Below are 14,674 nucleotides of genomic sequence, written 5' to 3'. Positions count from 1 at the left end.
TTATTTTAAGAAAAATAATTTAAACATACCACAATAATATCAATCATAAATAATAAACTCAACAAAATATCACACATATTCAGTGTTTTGTTACAAATTTTCAATACATTTAACAAAATGATAAAAATTGGTTGGATATTTGAAGTGTAAAAATAACAGCTACTCTTATCGTTCAATCACTCACTTAAAGTAATTATTATGATCATTCAATATTCTTTTCTTACAGACTATATCATCCGTATGATGAGAAAGTCGTTTACCATACCCGTCAATTGATCTGCAATTATCATCAGGTGTTCTGAAACTATTTTCAATTAAAAAAACTTCCACTATCATGATTTTTGAAGAAAACCATTCTGTATTGCAGGATAGCCACAATCTTTCCTATGTAAAAAATGTGATCAATTTTCACGGAGATAAATCTTTTATTCTTAATTCTTTGCAGAAGATTAAAAACAATACGATTTGCAAAATAAAAAGAAAAACCATTAATAAGCTGATTAAAGAATACACGCATCATCTTAATCAATATATTGAGAATGACGATATTAATTCAAAACCGGAGAATTATGAGCTTTCGCCTGTGTACGCAAGACAGTCGTATGAAAAAGTGTTAAAAGAGGATGAATACCTGCAGAAAGTTTTAACTTTTTTAATGAATCAGTGAGAGTCTCTCTTCTTCCAGATCAATTTTCACAAGATGTCTTCGGATCAGGTCTTCATCAAAATGCTGCTTTTTGTCATAGTTTTGTTCAATTAGCCATGCTCTTTGCGCATTGAGAATATCCAGATAAGCGTCTTTGATTTCGGAGGATAGTTTAATATCGGGCTCTTTTTCCACTTTTCCTCTCCATTTTTCATGAATCTGCTGCAAAAACATACTTTTTTTCAGTAATTCGCTGTGATTTTTTCTGAGATGCTCTAAAGTCATTTTTGCCATTTCCCGACGGATAAGCTCTTCCGCTTCATCTTCAGGCAAATGATCGTTGTAGGAAGGGATTTCCATCTTTTTGATAAGGTAAGGAAGTGTAAGTCCCTGAACTAAAAGTGTCGTTAAAATCACAATAAACGTGATGAATAAAATTAAATTCCGCTGAGGAAAATCCGGACCATCGGGATAGAGTTTTACGGGAATTGAAAGTGCTGCTGCCAAAGACACTACCCCCCTCATTCCGGTCCAGCCCAACAGAATCGGAGCTTTAAATCCTGGACTTCTGTTGTCTGCAACCGTGATGAAGTTTCGGGCAATTAGAGTAACCACTACCGCTCCGTAAGCCGACAGAATTCTTACCACGATTAAAACAGCCGTTACAAGCAAACCATATCCTACCGCAGCGTAAATACTTACTTCTCCCAAACCTGAAGTAATTTCCGGAAGATCCAGACCAATGAGGATAAAAACCAGACCGTTGAGTACGAAAGACAGACTTTCCCAAACATTCAGTCCACGCAAACGTGATGAAGTACTGAGAAAATTATGGCGGTTATTGGAAAGCAGCAATCCTCCGCTTACCACAGCCAAAACTCCTGAACTGTGCGCTTCTTCTGCCGCAATATACATTAAATAGGGTGCTACAATGGTAAGAATGGTATCCATATTGGCATCTGTGGGAAGCATTTTATGTCCTTTCATGAACAGCCAGCCAATGATTAATCCGATTCCTATTCCACCAATCAGCATCCATGAAAAGCTGAAAACCGCATCCTGCCAAATGAACTGTCCGGTTGCAACAGCAATCATCGCAAAACGGAAAATGATTAAGGAAGACGCATCATTCAGAAGACTTTCTCCTTCCAGAATAGAAGACAGCCTTTTCTGAACCTTTACAAATTTAAGAATCGCTCCCGCACTTACCGCATCGGGCGGCGAGACAATTCCTCCTAAAAGAAATCCTAAAGCAAGAGAAAATCCGGGAATAAAATGATTGGCTACAAAAGCAACCGTCGTTGCGGTAAGAAATACAACAACAAAGGCAAAACTTCCTATAATCCGCCTCCATTTCCAGAGTTCTTTCCAGGAAATTGCCCATGCTGCTTCATACAGCAAAGGCGGAAGAAAGATAATGAAGATAAGTTCGGGATCTATTCTGATGACCGGAACGTTGGGAATAAAACTGATTAACAATCCTGCTACAACCAACAAAACAGGATAGGCAACCCTTATTTTGTTGGCGATCATGATGATAAAGACAATGGCAAGAATCAGTGAGAGATAAAAAGGAAAGTTTTCGATCATTTTTAATTTTTTCTGAATTAAAGATACGTATTAAAGTGAAAAACTGCCGTAAAAATTTAACCGGAAAATATTGAGTTAATTTAAAAATTCAATAGAAAATCAATTAAAAAAAGACATTTTAAGGATTTAAAAAATTTCATCAAATTAGCAGATGAAAATAACTCCATAATTTTTTGCTTGATTTTTTAAGCACATCATGAATATTTCAGAAAAAGCAGACAGGAAAAGCAGACGGTTTTACTACATCAAACTGTGTATATTTTTATCGGGACTTTCGGTATTTGCACAGCTTTATCTTTTTCAGCCGTTATTACCAATGGTTGCGGAACATTTCCATACGACGGTTGGAGACAGCTCTCTGTTGGTTTCTTCTTCAACGATCGGAATGGCTTTGGGGCTTTTCTTTTTTGCATTCCGCGCAGACAGTTTTTCGCGAAAGAAACTGATGGTTTTTTCTCTGATTGCTTCGGCAGTTTTAACGATCATTTCCGCATGGATTCCGAGTTTGATGCTTCTTATTATTATTGGAATGGTAAAAGGTTTTGTCATTTCCGGTGTTTCTTCGGTGGCTCTGGCTTATCTTACGGAGGAAGTTGAAATCTCTGTGGTGGCTTTGGCAATCAGTATGTACCTCAGCGGAAACACCATCGGCGGCATGAGCGGAAGGATTTTGGCAACTCTTCTCGCAGGAGAATTGGGATGGAGAAATGCTGTTTTAATGATCGGGATTCAAAGTCTGATTTTGGGACTGGTGTTTTGGAGGCTTTTTCCGGATTCAAAATTTTTCAAACCTCAGAAAACAGATTATCACCTAAAAATGAAGCAGATGAAAAGACTGATCCGTGATTCTTATATGTTGCGTTTGTATTTCATTGCCGCTTTATTAATGGGAACTTTTGTAAGCGTCTATAATTATATGACGTTCCGTTTAGAATCTGAACCATTTTCTTTAAACCATGTTTTTATTGCTTTTATTTTCCTGATGTATACTTTCGGAGTTTTGGGAACCATGATAACCAGCAGATTATCTGCAAGATTTGAAAAAAAATACATCCTGAAGGGTTCGATTTTCTTTTTATTAGCGGGACTTGTTCTTCTTCTTTCTGAAAACATTTATATCGTTGTTTTCGGACTGGGATTGTTTACTTTATGCTTTTTTGCTGCCCATACCATGGCAAGCCAGATGACGGCACTGCATGCTAAAGAAGGAAAATCTTCAGCAACTTCTATTTATTGGCTTTTCTATTATTTCGGATCCAGTTTTTTAGGAAGCGGAACCGGATATCTGCTCCACTCTACCTCATGGAACGTCTTTATTGGTGTATTAATCTCAGTCATTATGATTGCATTTCTGCTAACGATCGAAAATAAATCTCTGAAAACTGAATAATTAAATTTTTAAACTTAACATAATATACCACACAAATACCACAAATTTAACTTTCCTAAATATTGTTTAAAATTTTCAATTTAAATTAAATAAATGAATATCAATTATTTACAATAAAAATAAAAATCATTCTTAACAATAGCTTAATTATTATTCCAAACATAAGGCATAGTATTTGCAAAACTTCTTACACAAGGCATTCACTAACCTTAGAATAATAACATAAACACCCACAAAATATTATGAACGTTGCAGATTTAAAAATTAAAAATCTAGTGGAATATAAAAATCAGATCTATACGATTACTGAAATATTCCAGAATGATGAAAAAGATTATTTTGTACAGATTGAAAATGATTTTCACAGTTTTTCTGTTCCGGCAAAATCAATCAAACCCATTCAGATTACTGAAGAATGGCTGGAAAAATTCGGATTTTCAAGAACTTACAGCTCTGAGCAGCGTATTCGTTACGAAAGACCGGAAACCTTCATTAAATATGATTTTGATCTGAGTTCCAAAAAAATTGTAGAAGGTCTGAAAATCTACGGAAATTCTATCAAATGTAAGTACATCCATGAATTTCAGAATATTTTCTCTTGTCTTTTCGGCAAAGAACCCACTTCCATAAGTTATGGACTGATGCACACCGAATCTTAATAATATATACTTTCATTAAAAAACCACAACTTTCGGGTTGTGGTTTTGTCTTTTTATTCCTCTTCCAGTACTTCTTCCAAAATTACAGGATCTGCTTCTTCCTGATATTGCTCCCACTCTTTTTCGAGCTGCTTATTGGTTTTCATTTCCTCTTCAAGCTTCAGTGTTTCGCGATATTGTTTTGCTTCTGCGGTAAGAGTCCATTTGCAGATAATTCCGGTATCTTCCAGATAATTTTTAATATCGTTAATTCCGAGTCTGAAAAATTCTTTCCGCGGATTGATTTTATTAAGCTGGTTCTTTAAAAACTTTTTGTGAAGCTGTCTTTCCAAAGCCGGAGCATCATCGGAATAAATCATGGCGTGAACATCAAATTCAAACGGAACACTTGCGTCTCCAAGCTCACGAACACGATCCAGCGGTTCCAGACGTCTTGTCATTCCGATTTTGTAAACATCTTCCCCAAATGATCCAACATTTGAAATAATATAAACATTTCCTGAGCGCGTTTGCTGCGCCATAGAAATTGCTCTTTGATTTTTTTCTTCCGCAACCAGTAATTTCCCCTGAAGTTCTTCGAGTTTCCGCTGGAACATCATTCTTTGCTCTTCATTGGCTTTTGCAACCTGAGATTCTGCTTTTTCAATCAGTCTTTTCAACGTTAATTCTTCTTTTTCAGCATCTTTTATGGCTTTTTCATACTCTCTTCTTGCTTTTTCTTCCTCCCTCATCTGTTCCCTGATCTGTCTTTGCTCTTCCTGTTCCTGCCATTTCAGTTCCTGAGCAATAACCGCCCATTTCAGTTCTTCAAGACGGGCTTCATGATATTCTACCGAAATTCTGGCTTTTCTGAAGGCTTCTCCATTGAAATTAACCAACTGAAAAGCATCATCTATTTTCTGTTTCAGAATTCCGTAATTGTCTTTTTTTACCGAATTTAAAATCGTTTCCACTTTTCCATTATAAGCATCAATAACAAAATCTATGGCAATATTTCTTCTGAATTCATCCATATATTCGCAGATTCCGGCTTGTCGGCTTGTGATCATTAATTTGTTATTCTGTCGAAGCTTTTTAAGATTTTCTCCGGCTTCTTTGTGGCTGAATTCTTCAGCAAGATCATCCAGCAAAGTGTAAGAAGGTACAATATATTCGTTTCCGTAGCCTTTTATTACATTTTTCATTGCTTTTATTCTCTCGGCAATTTCATTGGCTTCCCGTAAACTTCTGTAAGCATCTCCTCCAATGGCAAGTGCTTTATCTTCAGCAGTATCGATAATTCTTTTGGATTCTCTTACTGCATTTTCATACAATAATTCAACTTCTCTGGTTCTTTTTTCAACAAGTTCCTTCGTCATTCTTCTCGATTCTTTCGCCTGAAGCTGCGCGTTATCCAGCTCACCCTGTGCTCTTTCCTTTAATTTTAAACTGTCTCTTTCTGCCCTTTTAAGGAGATACTCGCATTCTACCTGAACATTAATGATGTCCTGATATTTGCTTAAAGCATCGTTTTGATTCTTTAATTGAATATTCTTTTCATCTACCAAACGTTTCTCGATCTGCAGATTAGAAAAATCGGCTCTTAATCTCTGGATTTTGTCCTGTAAAGATTTTTTGTCCGAATTCAGATTTGAAATCTCGGTTCTGAGCTGATTAATTTCCCTGTTAAGATTTGCAATCTGAGCTTCTTTCTCAGAAACCTGTTTTTTATTTTTACCTGATTTACTGAATGCAACAATCAGCAGAACCGATAAAATAATAATGATTAAAATTTCCATATAATTAAAGTCTTTTTTTAATGATGAGATGAGGCAATAATACAATTTTAGAACATCTGCTGATTATGGTTTTCCATAAGTTCATAAAAAAATTTGGCTTCAAATCTTCGATTTGAAGCCAAAACACACCTTCTAAAAAAATATTATGCCTCTGCATATTCCCATATTCCGGAAACAGAAAGTATTTCCAGTCCCGGTTGTTTTTCGCCATAACTGAAAATTACGATGTATTTTGCAGCGCAGGATTCGCAGTCTGTCCCGAAGTACAACGTCGGTAAATCATTAAATGTAAATTCTCCGACATGAAGCATATTCTTTTGTGTCTCTTTTATCATTGAATTCTTAAGTAAATCATTGATAGATAGAATTTTATTTTCATGATAGAGTTGAAAAACCGGAAACCCTGATTCGTAAGGAGTAATTTTCAACAGATTTTCATGACTGCATTTATAACAGATGAATTTCAGTTTCGCAGACGGACTGATTTCATTATTGATAAACGAATCTTTAGGAATATCTGCCTTATTTACAATCTGTATTTTCTTTGTTATTGCGTACATTTTCAGTTAAATTTATTGAATCACCATTCCAACCGCTGAAGGATAATTTCCGCTCGGACTTCTTTTTATCGTTACTTTAATGTAACCTTCCTGCGCAAGTTTATTCCATGTTTTTGTGTAGCCGGTTGAAGGATCCAGAGGAATTTTCCACATCGTCTGTTTTCCTTTCCCAACCTGCCCGAACCACGGAATAATGTCTGCCGATTGTCCCTTGAAAGGTAGCAAATTATTCAAAACTTCTATTTCATAATAAAAATCATAGGCATTTTCAGGTTTGTTAAGAGCGCGTTGAGCAAAAGTGTAAACGTAGCCATTGATGATCGGACTGGTGAAATTTCCTCCCAGAGTGGGTGCTCCGGTTCCGCTGTACGTTCCTATTGCCCCGCTGTAGCGGTCGTATTTTTGTCCGGCGGTGAAATCTGTATTATCCACAATATTGTAACCTCCGTTTGCAGGCGGCCAACCTCCGTTCAGGTTATTCACTTTAAAAACAGATTCCAGCTCGCTCCATTTCCCTTGTTTGTATAAATCGTAAATCTGATTTCTTAAGGTCTGATTTACTGTATTCGAAGGATCATAAGTTGCAGCGAGTTCATCGGCGTTTTTATAAAATACCGTGGTTACTTCACTGGGTGCATTTTCATCTTCTATAGTGGAAGAAGTACATGCTACGGAAAACAGTAAAACCGACAGAAACGAAATGTAATTGAGTAGTTTTTTCATATATTTCAATAGTTATTAATTTTAAATTTGAATATCCGTTAAACAACCTATTACTATGCACTGATATGAAAATCAATTATTTATAACAGGCACTTCGACAAGCTCAGTGTGACACCTCTAATACTAAACGATTGATTTCTAGCGATGTCAAGCTGAGCCTGTCGAAGCTTTAGGTTAATAAACGGACAATCAATATTTTAAAAATGTTAAAGCAAAAAACAGCCTCACAGATCGTTATGAGGCTGCCATTACTAATTTAATTTCATATCCCAACCTCTTAAATCCTTTTTTTCCAAAACACAGCATCGCTCCAGCGTTGTTCTTTCTGATAAAAAAATGTCTTCGTTGTGAGATAATTATGATAAATTTTATTAATGTTTTCCTGATAGTTAACAAAAGTATTTTCGTGTCCTGAATCTGCATCAATAATCGCTTTTGCAGCGTGACAGGCAGAACTTATGGCAAAACCGATCCCCATGGATGAAATAGGATCAAATGATGCGGCTGCATCTCCCACCGCCAGAAAATTTTTGCTTGAACGGATGTCTGCAATCTGAGAAAATGCATTTTTTACCCAGGGTTTTCCTTCGGAAGCCGCTTTTGATATTTTATGCTGAATGTGTTTTGTTTTTGATAATAACCTGCTCCAGTTTTCGGTATTTTCAAGCTTTTTTTCTTTAATAATCTGTGCATCGGAAAAAAAAGTAAGCGTCATCTTATGATTCGGCAGAGAAGCACAGTACCACCACCCGTCTTCAATAGATTCTATCATGATGGTCTGCTCAATAGTCTGATATTCATCAAAATAAAAAAATCTTCCGATCGCAGCAAGTTCGTCATACCGTTTTGACTGAACTCCTATTTTCCGGCAGACACTTCCCATTCTTCCGGTTGCATCGATCAGATAATCTGCTTTTATCGTGAAGTTTCCTTTGGTTTCGTGTTTTACATCTACCGTCCATTGATTGTTTTCATCCTGATCAAAAGACAGGCATTTCGTTCTCGGAAAAATAATTCCGCCTTTTTCTGATACATTTTCCAGAAGAAGATAATCAAATTCTTCCCGGTTAAGCTGAAAACTCTCGGTTTCCGTATTGAAAATAGAATCGCGAACCATCAGTCTTTCGCTTCCCCAAGCTGCAGTACTGCTGTATCCCCTGATAAAATTATTCTGATCTAAAGCTGTTTTTTCAATTCCCATATAGTGAAGAAGATCAAAAATACTTGAGTTCACCTGTTCACCTATTTTTACAGATTCCAGACTGGTTTCTTCTACGATAACTACTTTCAGGTCAGAATATTTAAGCAGACTTAAAGCGGCGGAAGTCCCTGCTGGACCTCCACCGACAATTAATACATTAGTTTCTAACAAGTTTTGCATTTTATCTTCTGTTTCGCGTTCCGGAACGAGGTAACGGCATACGGTCTGCTGCAACAGCAATTTCTTTAAATCCTACCTCTTCCAGATGTTCCATCATCATTCTTCCTTTTTCACTTCTTTCGGTAACCACCTGTGTTTTCTTTTCGATGTAGAAAACCGGAATTGTGGTTTCATCATCTTCCTCATTTCCACTGATCTGGCTTACAGGAACATTGTCATATGTAAATATTTCGTTATTTCTTTCAGTTTCCACAAAGAATGGGAAACCTGCGCTGTGAGAATTTTTATCTCTGATAAATCCTAGTGCGTACCAGTACTGAACCATCTGCGTAAAACTGTTGATTCCACGCGCGTAGTTCATCTGCTGTCCTGCCGGAACATTGGTAGCCGACTGACCTTCAGCGGTAAATTCGCCTACTAAAACATCCCATGGGCTTTGAGGCGGCCACCAGTAAGAATAATATGTTGGAGGAAGCGGTGCAGGTGGAGAACCCGCCTTGTTTACAGACGGATCTGTAAAGTTAATTAACTGAATGGTACACTGGAAGAAATCTGCCTGCCATGGACAAGCCATTCTTTTGGTAAGATCTCCCGGTTCACAACCTCCGCCTTCACATTCATCGCGAGACGGCGTTAAACCTTGTGCTTCATATTGCTGTTCGTTTCCGTACTGTAAAATTCTATAAGGATTTGCATAAATAATAGGATTCTGTAAATTCCAGGTTACTTCAATTCCCGGACACATCGGAAGTCCTACACAATTTCCTACACTTGCTGCATCCATGGCATTTACAGGATATTGTTCGTAATTCGGATCGCTTACAAAATTTCCGTCTGCCCATTGCTGCATCAGGAAAAGCTGTGTTTCATCCAGTGCCATGAATTTCATGATATTAATATTGCTCACCGAGTTGCTGCCTGAATTTAAAGGCATCATCGGGAAAATATCGGTTCCGTTTTCTTTCAAAAGCTGTTCCTGTGGTAAATTAGGAGGAACCGGCGGCTGAGCATCATTTTGTCTGAAATATGAAAAATAATTCTGTCTGTTTTGGCGGTTTGCCTCAGAATTGTCTGTAAAATCAAAAATATTGCTGGTAAAAGCCATCATCGACTGTACATTCGCAACCCATTGATATTTGCTGATTCTGTTGATAATTGGTAAAATATCTCTCTGGAAATTTGCCTGAAAGCTTGGATTATAATTTCCGTTGCTGTACATCTCAGGAACCAGATTGAAATTTCTTACCCCGACATCGAACATCGTGTCGCTTAAATTTGAAATATTCACAATTTCCGGTGCGAAATCCGGCGATCCGATCACAACCCATGCCGTGAGAGAAACCGAAGGCGTTCCGTCGTTAAAGTTTACCGTACAGTAAACAGGTCCGTCCGAGATATCGTCGTGCCATGTACTGGAACCTCCATAACTTGTCAAAGGTAAATTTCCGCCCGCATGACCAAAGCCTCCCAAAACAACCAGTCTTCCCGAATTATCCGTGAGAAGATCTCCCAACGTAACCACCGGAACTCCGTATAAAACTTTCTGTGGAGGATATTGCGCAGGATAGCCCGAAGGAACATTATCTTTATCAAATCCTATCGAACTTTGTTTGCCGGAAATGGTTCTTGGTCCCGGATCTACGATTAAAGTTTGCCTGTCATTCTGCGGTACATCGGGATTTCTGAAAGGAATTTTCTGATTTTCGTAGCTGTTTTCCTGACCGTACAAAAGATTCCCCTGAAGCTCGCTGTACTGATACCACGCTGCTTTTTTGTTCGCCAAATGCACCGTCCATTCGATAGAAGCTACATTCGGAGTGTCTAATGTGATTTCTTCTCCTGTGTCTGAAAGGATTTTAAAAGGCTGTCCCTGTCTTTTGATAAGACCTGCAGCATCTTTAAAGGAGGTAATCGGTCCTAAGGAATTCCCATTGTTATCGGCATCAAACGGCAGACCACCGATGGTGTCCGGAGACAGGCAGATTTCAGTTGTGCTATTCCCTAATCGGGCAACACCTACTGATGGGTGAATTGATAGATTCATGGTTTAATTATTTAGTTTTCCCTACTCTTTTATTGGCTTTTCGGTTCCGCCTTTTATAAATGGTTGTTTAGTTTGTTTTATAAATATCACTCGCAAAAAGCAGCAATTATTTCGATGATAAATTTAAAATATTTTTCTCATATATTGGTGAAATTATTATAAATAAATTGAAAACTTTAAATTAACAATAATCATAAACAGTTTAATATTATTAATTAAACGTTTAATAAGTAAAAAACCTTCGGATATAAAATCTGAAGGTTTAAATTATTATAAATGAAAGTTTTAATCGATATTTAAATAATCTTTAATTACTTTAAGAACTCCAAAATGATCATTAGAACCGGCTTCAAAACTTGCCGCTTTTTTTACCAGAGGATGCGCATTCTGCATCGCATAAGAATGTTTTGAATTTTCAAGCATCTGAATATCATTCATATAATCTCCAAAAGCCATAGTCTGCTGTGGAGTAATATCCAAAGCTTTCTGCAGTTTTTCCAGTGCCATTCCTTTATTGATATTCTTGTTCATGATATCCAGCCAATACTGACCGGAAACCACTACCTCCAAATCATATTTTTCAAAATCTTTTAATACAGGATAAACGTTTAATTCCGAACCACCGGAATGATATACCGCAACTTTAAAAATACTGTCATCAATTTCCTGCGTAAGATCTTCTCTCCGCTCGTTATCTGTATAAAACTGGGAAACATAATCAATAAAATCCTGATTCTCGGTTTCAAAATATGCTTTTTTCTTCCCCGACAAAACTGCCGTTGCTCCGGGAATTGTTCTGATTGCTGCGATAATTTCCGTGATATATTTTGGATCAAGCTGATCTGCAAAAAGCTCTTCATTTTTGTAAATAACGTACCCTCCGTTTTCAGCGATGAACGCCATTTCACTTTCTATCTCACCAAAATATTTGGTAATCCCGAACATCTGCCTTCCGCTTGCAGGAACAAATAAAATATTTCTCTTTTTCAGTTCTTCATATATTTTCGGAAATTCCGGACTTACCTCATGGGAAGAATTCAGGAACGTTCCGTCCATATCTGTCACAATCATTTTAATATCATTCATAAAAATATTTTACTGTAATTCTAATTTATAATACAAAGATATTGCTATTGTTTTAAATTACAGGTTCTCAATTTTACGAAATGGTTAACAGAAAATCATATTGATAAATTTAGATTGATAAAATCGTTTATTTTAAAATAATCATCAAAACAAAACATTTACTTTTGAAAGATTCTAAATAAAAAACATTTATTCTAATCAATGTGAAAAATATATAACTTTATAGACGAAAATTAGATAACCCAATTTACCTGATAAATAAAATTATCTAAGCATAAAAACTAAAACTTTAACCATAATTCAACGAGATGATTATCAACAAAATCCTCAACGTCGACGATTACTATTACGACGTGTTCATGGCGATTTCAGAATCCCTCACCGGATTTTCCGTGAACGAGCTCCAATCTACAGGTTTAGCCGAGATTTATTACAAGTACATTCTCAACCAGATTGAAACCGCCACTTTTATTGAATTTCTGAATATTTCTAAAAATGTTCTGGAAAATTCGGCAAGTCAGGATCAACTGAAAATTGCGATCACCGCAGAAATTATTGCCAATCCCGCAACTCAGGAAATTGCCCAAAGTGTAATTACGCTTTGGTATATGGGAACCTGGGAAGGCGCTTACGTAAACGACAGATCTTACAAAGAAGGTCTCGTATGGACGGTAATGCATGCGCATCCGCCGGGAGCAAAACAGCCGGGCTTTAAATCTTGGGAAACAAAACCTGTAAACAGCAACTCATGAATCAGACAGAAAAACCTCAGCAAAAAAAAGATGTAATCATCGTAGGAACAGGAATCGCCGGTTCTTTGATTGCCAAACTTTTAACAGATCACGTTTTTGATACCGATGCAAAAAAAATGATCCACCGTTCTGAAACAGACGACTCTAAAACGTATAAAGAACTATCAATTTTAATGTATGAAGCAGGATTGGAAGCCGGAATAGAACTCGATTCTGCCACTTCAATGGTTACTTACAACGATTACATCCGTAAGTTTTACATAGAAGAAGCCAAAGTTCCGAATTCACCGTATCCGAATCTGAAACAGGCTCCCTCTCCGAATGTTCTGGATATAGAGCCGATTGTTCCGCCGTTTCCGGATAAAAAAGGTTATCTGGTACAGTTCGGTCCGATGCCTTTTGCAAGTGATGCCATTCGTGTAGGGGGCGGAACCACACTTCACTGGCTCGGAACTACCCCAAGAATGCTTCCGAACGATTTCCGACTGAAGGAACAATATGGCAGAGCCATGGACTGGCCGATTGATTATGAGACGTTAAAGCCTTATTATGAAATGGCGGAATTTGAGATCGGTGTTTCCGGAAACGTTGCAGCGCAGGAATATCCTATTAAGGAAAGCATGGAAGAATATTACGGTAAAAATTATGTTTTTCCGATGGAAGAAATTCCGCAGAGTTATATGGATCATCAGATTATTAACGGATTGGCAGGAACTTCGGTTCAGCTCAACTTTGAAGAATATCCGATAATGCTTGTTCCGTCTCCGCAGGGAAGAAATTCTACCCCGAATATTGCTTACGGAACATCCAAAATAGTGAAAGCTGAAGCATCAGAATCGGGATATACTTTAACTTTAAAGAATATTGAAAACGAAGAATACAAAGCTTTAGGAGCAGTATGGAATCCTTATATGGGAGAACGCTGTGAAGGAAATGCATCCTGCGTTCCGATCTGTCCCGTTCAGGCAAAATACAACGCTCTGAAAACGCTGAAAAAAGCTTTATATAAAGTAAATAAAAACCAGAATTTTCAGAGAAATCATAATATTCAGGTTCAGGCACAAAGCGTGGTGTACAAACTGAGTGTTGATGTAGCAGAACAGGAAAAAATCTCTAAAGTTCACATCCGAAGATATATTTCAAGAGAGAAAACAGAGTTTGTAGAAGAGGTTATCGATACGAACGAAACAATCGTTATTCTTGCTGCCAATGCTTTTGAAAACCCGAAAATTCTTTTAAATTCAAAATACACTGTTTTCGAAAAAGGGCAAAATGTTGAAAAAACGGTTGCCAACAGAAGCGATCAGGTGGGAAGAAACCTGATGGATCATATGGTAATGCTTACTTGGGGATTATTTCCGGATCCTGTTTATTCTTACAGAGGTCCCGGTTCCACCACCAATATTTCATCTTTCCGAGACGGAAATTTCAGAAGCGAATTTTCTGCTTGGATCTCACCTCTTGACAACTGGGGATGGAGCTGGCCGGCTTTTTCTCCGGGATCAGACCTTTCAGAGTTTTTAAATGACGGTCTTTTTGGAGAAGAACTGAAAGATGCATTAACACACAGACTTTCCAGACAGGTGCTTTTCCATTTTGAGATAGAGCAGCTTCCGAATCCTGATAACAGAGTAACTATTAACGACCAGTATCTGGATGTATTGGGAATTCCGCGTCCTGTTATCAATTACGGGCTTACAGAATACGAAATGAGAGCAATGGAGCAGGCAAAATTAGCTTCAGACCAAATGTTTGCAAGACTGGGTATTGAAGATTTCACCAAATACAATGCGACAGACAATAATACTTTTGTATACAATAATGTAAGATATTCTTATAACGGAGCCGGACATATTGTAGGAACCCACAGAATGGGCGACAATCCGGACGATTCTGTAACGAACAACTATTGCAAATCGTGGGATCATCCGAATCTATACATTGTAGGAGCCGGAAATATGACGACTTTGGGAACTTCCAACCCTACTCTTACTTTATCCGCATTTACCATCCGTTCTGTAGAATCTATTCTGAAAGATCTGGAAAATATATTAAAATAGAAAAC

General features: G+C 37.3%; 12 protein-coding genes. 5 read left to right on the top strand and 7 right to left on the bottom strand.

The annotated features are described in order from the left end of the window. The first annotated feature begins 334 nt into the window (after positions 1-334). The gene (locus B0E34_RS12235) at positions 335-667 is read left to right on the top strand and encodes a hypothetical protein (RefSeq protein ID WP_087709817.1); all 333 of its coding nucleotides are present in this window, start codon (positions 335-337) and stop codon (positions 665-667) included. Here the strand turns inward: B0E34_RS12235 and B0E34_RS12230 are convergent. Beyond that, a complete protein-coding gene (locus B0E34_RS12230) occupies positions 653-2,236 on the bottom strand; it encodes a Na+/H+ antiporter (protein WP_087709815.1) in 1,584 nt (527 codons plus the stop codon). The two genes, B0E34_RS12235 and B0E34_RS12230, sit on opposite strands and share 15 nt — an antisense overlap. 196 nt (positions 2,237-2,432) lie before the next feature. On the opposite strand from B0E34_RS12230, the gene B0E34_RS12225 reads away from it, so the two are divergent. Next, the gene (locus B0E34_RS12225; protein ID WP_087709813.1) at positions 2,433-3,626 is read left to right on the top strand and encodes an MFS transporter; all 1,194 of its coding nucleotides are present in this window, start codon (positions 2,433-2,435) and stop codon (positions 3,624-3,626) included. Between the two features lie 242 nt (positions 3,627-3,868). Continuing rightward, positions 3,869-4,285, top strand: a complete 417-nt coding sequence (locus tag B0E34_RS12220) for a hypothetical protein (protein WP_087709812.1) — start codon at positions 3,869-3,871, stop codon at positions 4,283-4,285. Between the two features lie 53 nt (positions 4,286-4,338). Here B0E34_RS12220 and B0E34_RS12215 read toward each other — a convergent pair whose 3' ends face one another. The 6 genes from B0E34_RS12215 to B0E34_RS12190 all read right to left on the bottom strand — a co-directional run bounded on the left by B0E34_RS12215 (position 4,339) and on the right by B0E34_RS12190 (position 11,857). Then, entirely contained in the window at positions 4,339-6,063 is a 1,725-nt protein-coding gene (locus B0E34_RS12215; RefSeq protein ID WP_087709810.1) for an SNIPE associated domain-containing protein, read from the bottom strand. A gap of 143 nt (positions 6,064-6,206) precedes the next feature. Then, positions 6,207-6,623, bottom strand: a complete 417-nt coding sequence (locus B0E34_RS12210) for a hypothetical protein (RefSeq protein WP_087709808.1) — start codon at positions 6,621-6,623, stop codon at positions 6,207-6,209. A gap of 12 nt (positions 6,624-6,635) precedes the next feature. Next, positions 6,636-7,346: a glycohydrolase toxin TNT-related protein gene (locus B0E34_RS12205; RefSeq protein WP_087709806.1), complete on the bottom strand. Its 711-nt coding sequence runs from the start codon at positions 7,344-7,346 to the stop codon at positions 6,636-6,638. Positions 7,347-7,623: 277 nt separating this feature from the next. Next, positions 7,624-8,727, bottom strand: coding sequence for a lysine-epsilon-oxidase maturase LodB (gene lodB / locus B0E34_RS12200; protein WP_087709805.1), 1,104 nt, complete (start codon positions 8,725-8,727; stop codon positions 7,624-7,626). Position 8,728: 1 nt separating this feature from the next. After that, a complete protein-coding gene (lodA, locus tag B0E34_RS12195) occupies positions 8,729-10,771 on the bottom strand; it encodes a CTQ-dependent lysine 6-oxidase LodA (protein ID WP_087709803.1) in 2,043 nt (680 codons plus the stop codon). A gap of 285 nt (positions 10,772-11,056) precedes the next feature. Continuing rightward, positions 11,057-11,857, bottom strand: coding sequence for a Cof-type HAD-IIB family hydrolase (locus B0E34_RS12190; RefSeq protein ID WP_087709801.1), 801 nt, complete (start codon positions 11,855-11,857; stop codon positions 11,057-11,059). Between the two features lie 308 nt (positions 11,858-12,165). Between B0E34_RS12190 and B0E34_RS12185 the strand changes: the two genes are divergently transcribed. Together B0E34_RS12185 and B0E34_RS12180 are read left to right on the top strand one after the other, a co-directional pair. Next, complete coding sequence (locus B0E34_RS12185; protein WP_087709799.1) at positions 12,166-12,609, top strand: hypothetical protein; 444 nt, start codon at positions 12,166-12,168, stop codon at positions 12,607-12,609. Further along, a complete protein-coding gene (locus tag B0E34_RS12180) occupies positions 12,606-14,669 on the top strand; it encodes a GMC oxidoreductase (protein WP_087709797.1) in 2,064 nt (687 codons plus the stop codon). Before B0E34_RS12185 ends, B0E34_RS12180 begins: the two co-directional genes overlap by 4 nt. The last annotated feature ends 5 nt before the right edge of the window (positions 14,670-14,674 follow it).

Source organism: Chryseobacterium mucoviscidosis, assembly GCF_002177115.1.
Classification (GTDB): Bacteria; Bacteroidota; Bacteroidia; order Flavobacteriales; family Weeksellaceae; genus Chryseobacterium; species Chryseobacterium mucoviscidosis.
Note: the sequence above shows the minus strand (reverse complement) of the source record. Positions and strands in the feature narration are given on the sequence as shown.

What these genes read in the sequence shown, in the direction of transcription:
- B0E34_RS12235 (WP_087709817.1), top strand. Translation starts at nt 335, where the DNA reads ATGATTTTTGAAGAAAACCATTCTGTATTGCAGGATAGCCACAATCTT.
- B0E34_RS12230 (WP_087709815.1), bottom strand. Translation starts at nt 2,236, where the DNA reads ATGATCGAAAACTTTCCTTTTTATCTCTCACTGATTCTTGCCATTGTC.
- B0E34_RS12225 (WP_087709813.1), top strand. Translation starts at nt 2,433, where the DNA reads ATGAATATTTCAGAAAAAGCAGACAGGAAAAGCAGACGGTTTTACTAC.
- B0E34_RS12220 (WP_087709812.1), top strand. Translation starts at nt 3,869, where the DNA reads ATGAACGTTGCAGATTTAAAAATTAAAAATCTAGTGGAATATAAAAAT.
- B0E34_RS12215 (WP_087709810.1), bottom strand. Translation starts at nt 6,063, where the DNA reads ATGGAAATTTTAATCATTATTATTTTATCGGTTCTGCTGATTGTTGCA.
- B0E34_RS12210 (WP_087709808.1), bottom strand. Translation starts at nt 6,623, where the DNA reads ATGTACGCAATAACAAAGAAAATACAGATTGTAAATAAGGCAGATATT.
- B0E34_RS12205 (WP_087709806.1), bottom strand. Translation starts at nt 7,346, where the DNA reads ATGAAAAAACTACTCAATTACATTTCGTTTCTGTCGGTTTTACTGTTT.
- lodB (WP_087709805.1), bottom strand. Translation starts at nt 8,727, where the DNA reads ATGCAAAACTTGTTAGAAACTAATGTATTAATTGTCGGTGGAGGTCCA.
- lodA (WP_087709803.1), bottom strand. Translation starts at nt 10,771, where the DNA reads ATGAATCTATCAATTCACCCATCAGTAGGTGTTGCCCGATTAGGGAAT.
- B0E34_RS12190 (WP_087709801.1), bottom strand. Translation starts at nt 11,857, where the DNA reads ATGAATGATATTAAAATGATTGTGACAGATATGGACGGAACGTTCCTG.
- B0E34_RS12185 (WP_087709799.1), top strand. Translation starts at nt 12,166, where the DNA reads ATGATTATCAACAAAATCCTCAACGTCGACGATTACTATTACGACGTG.
- B0E34_RS12180 (WP_087709797.1), top strand. Translation starts at nt 12,606, where the DNA reads ATGAATCAGACAGAAAAACCTCAGCAAAAAAAAGATGTAATCATCGTA.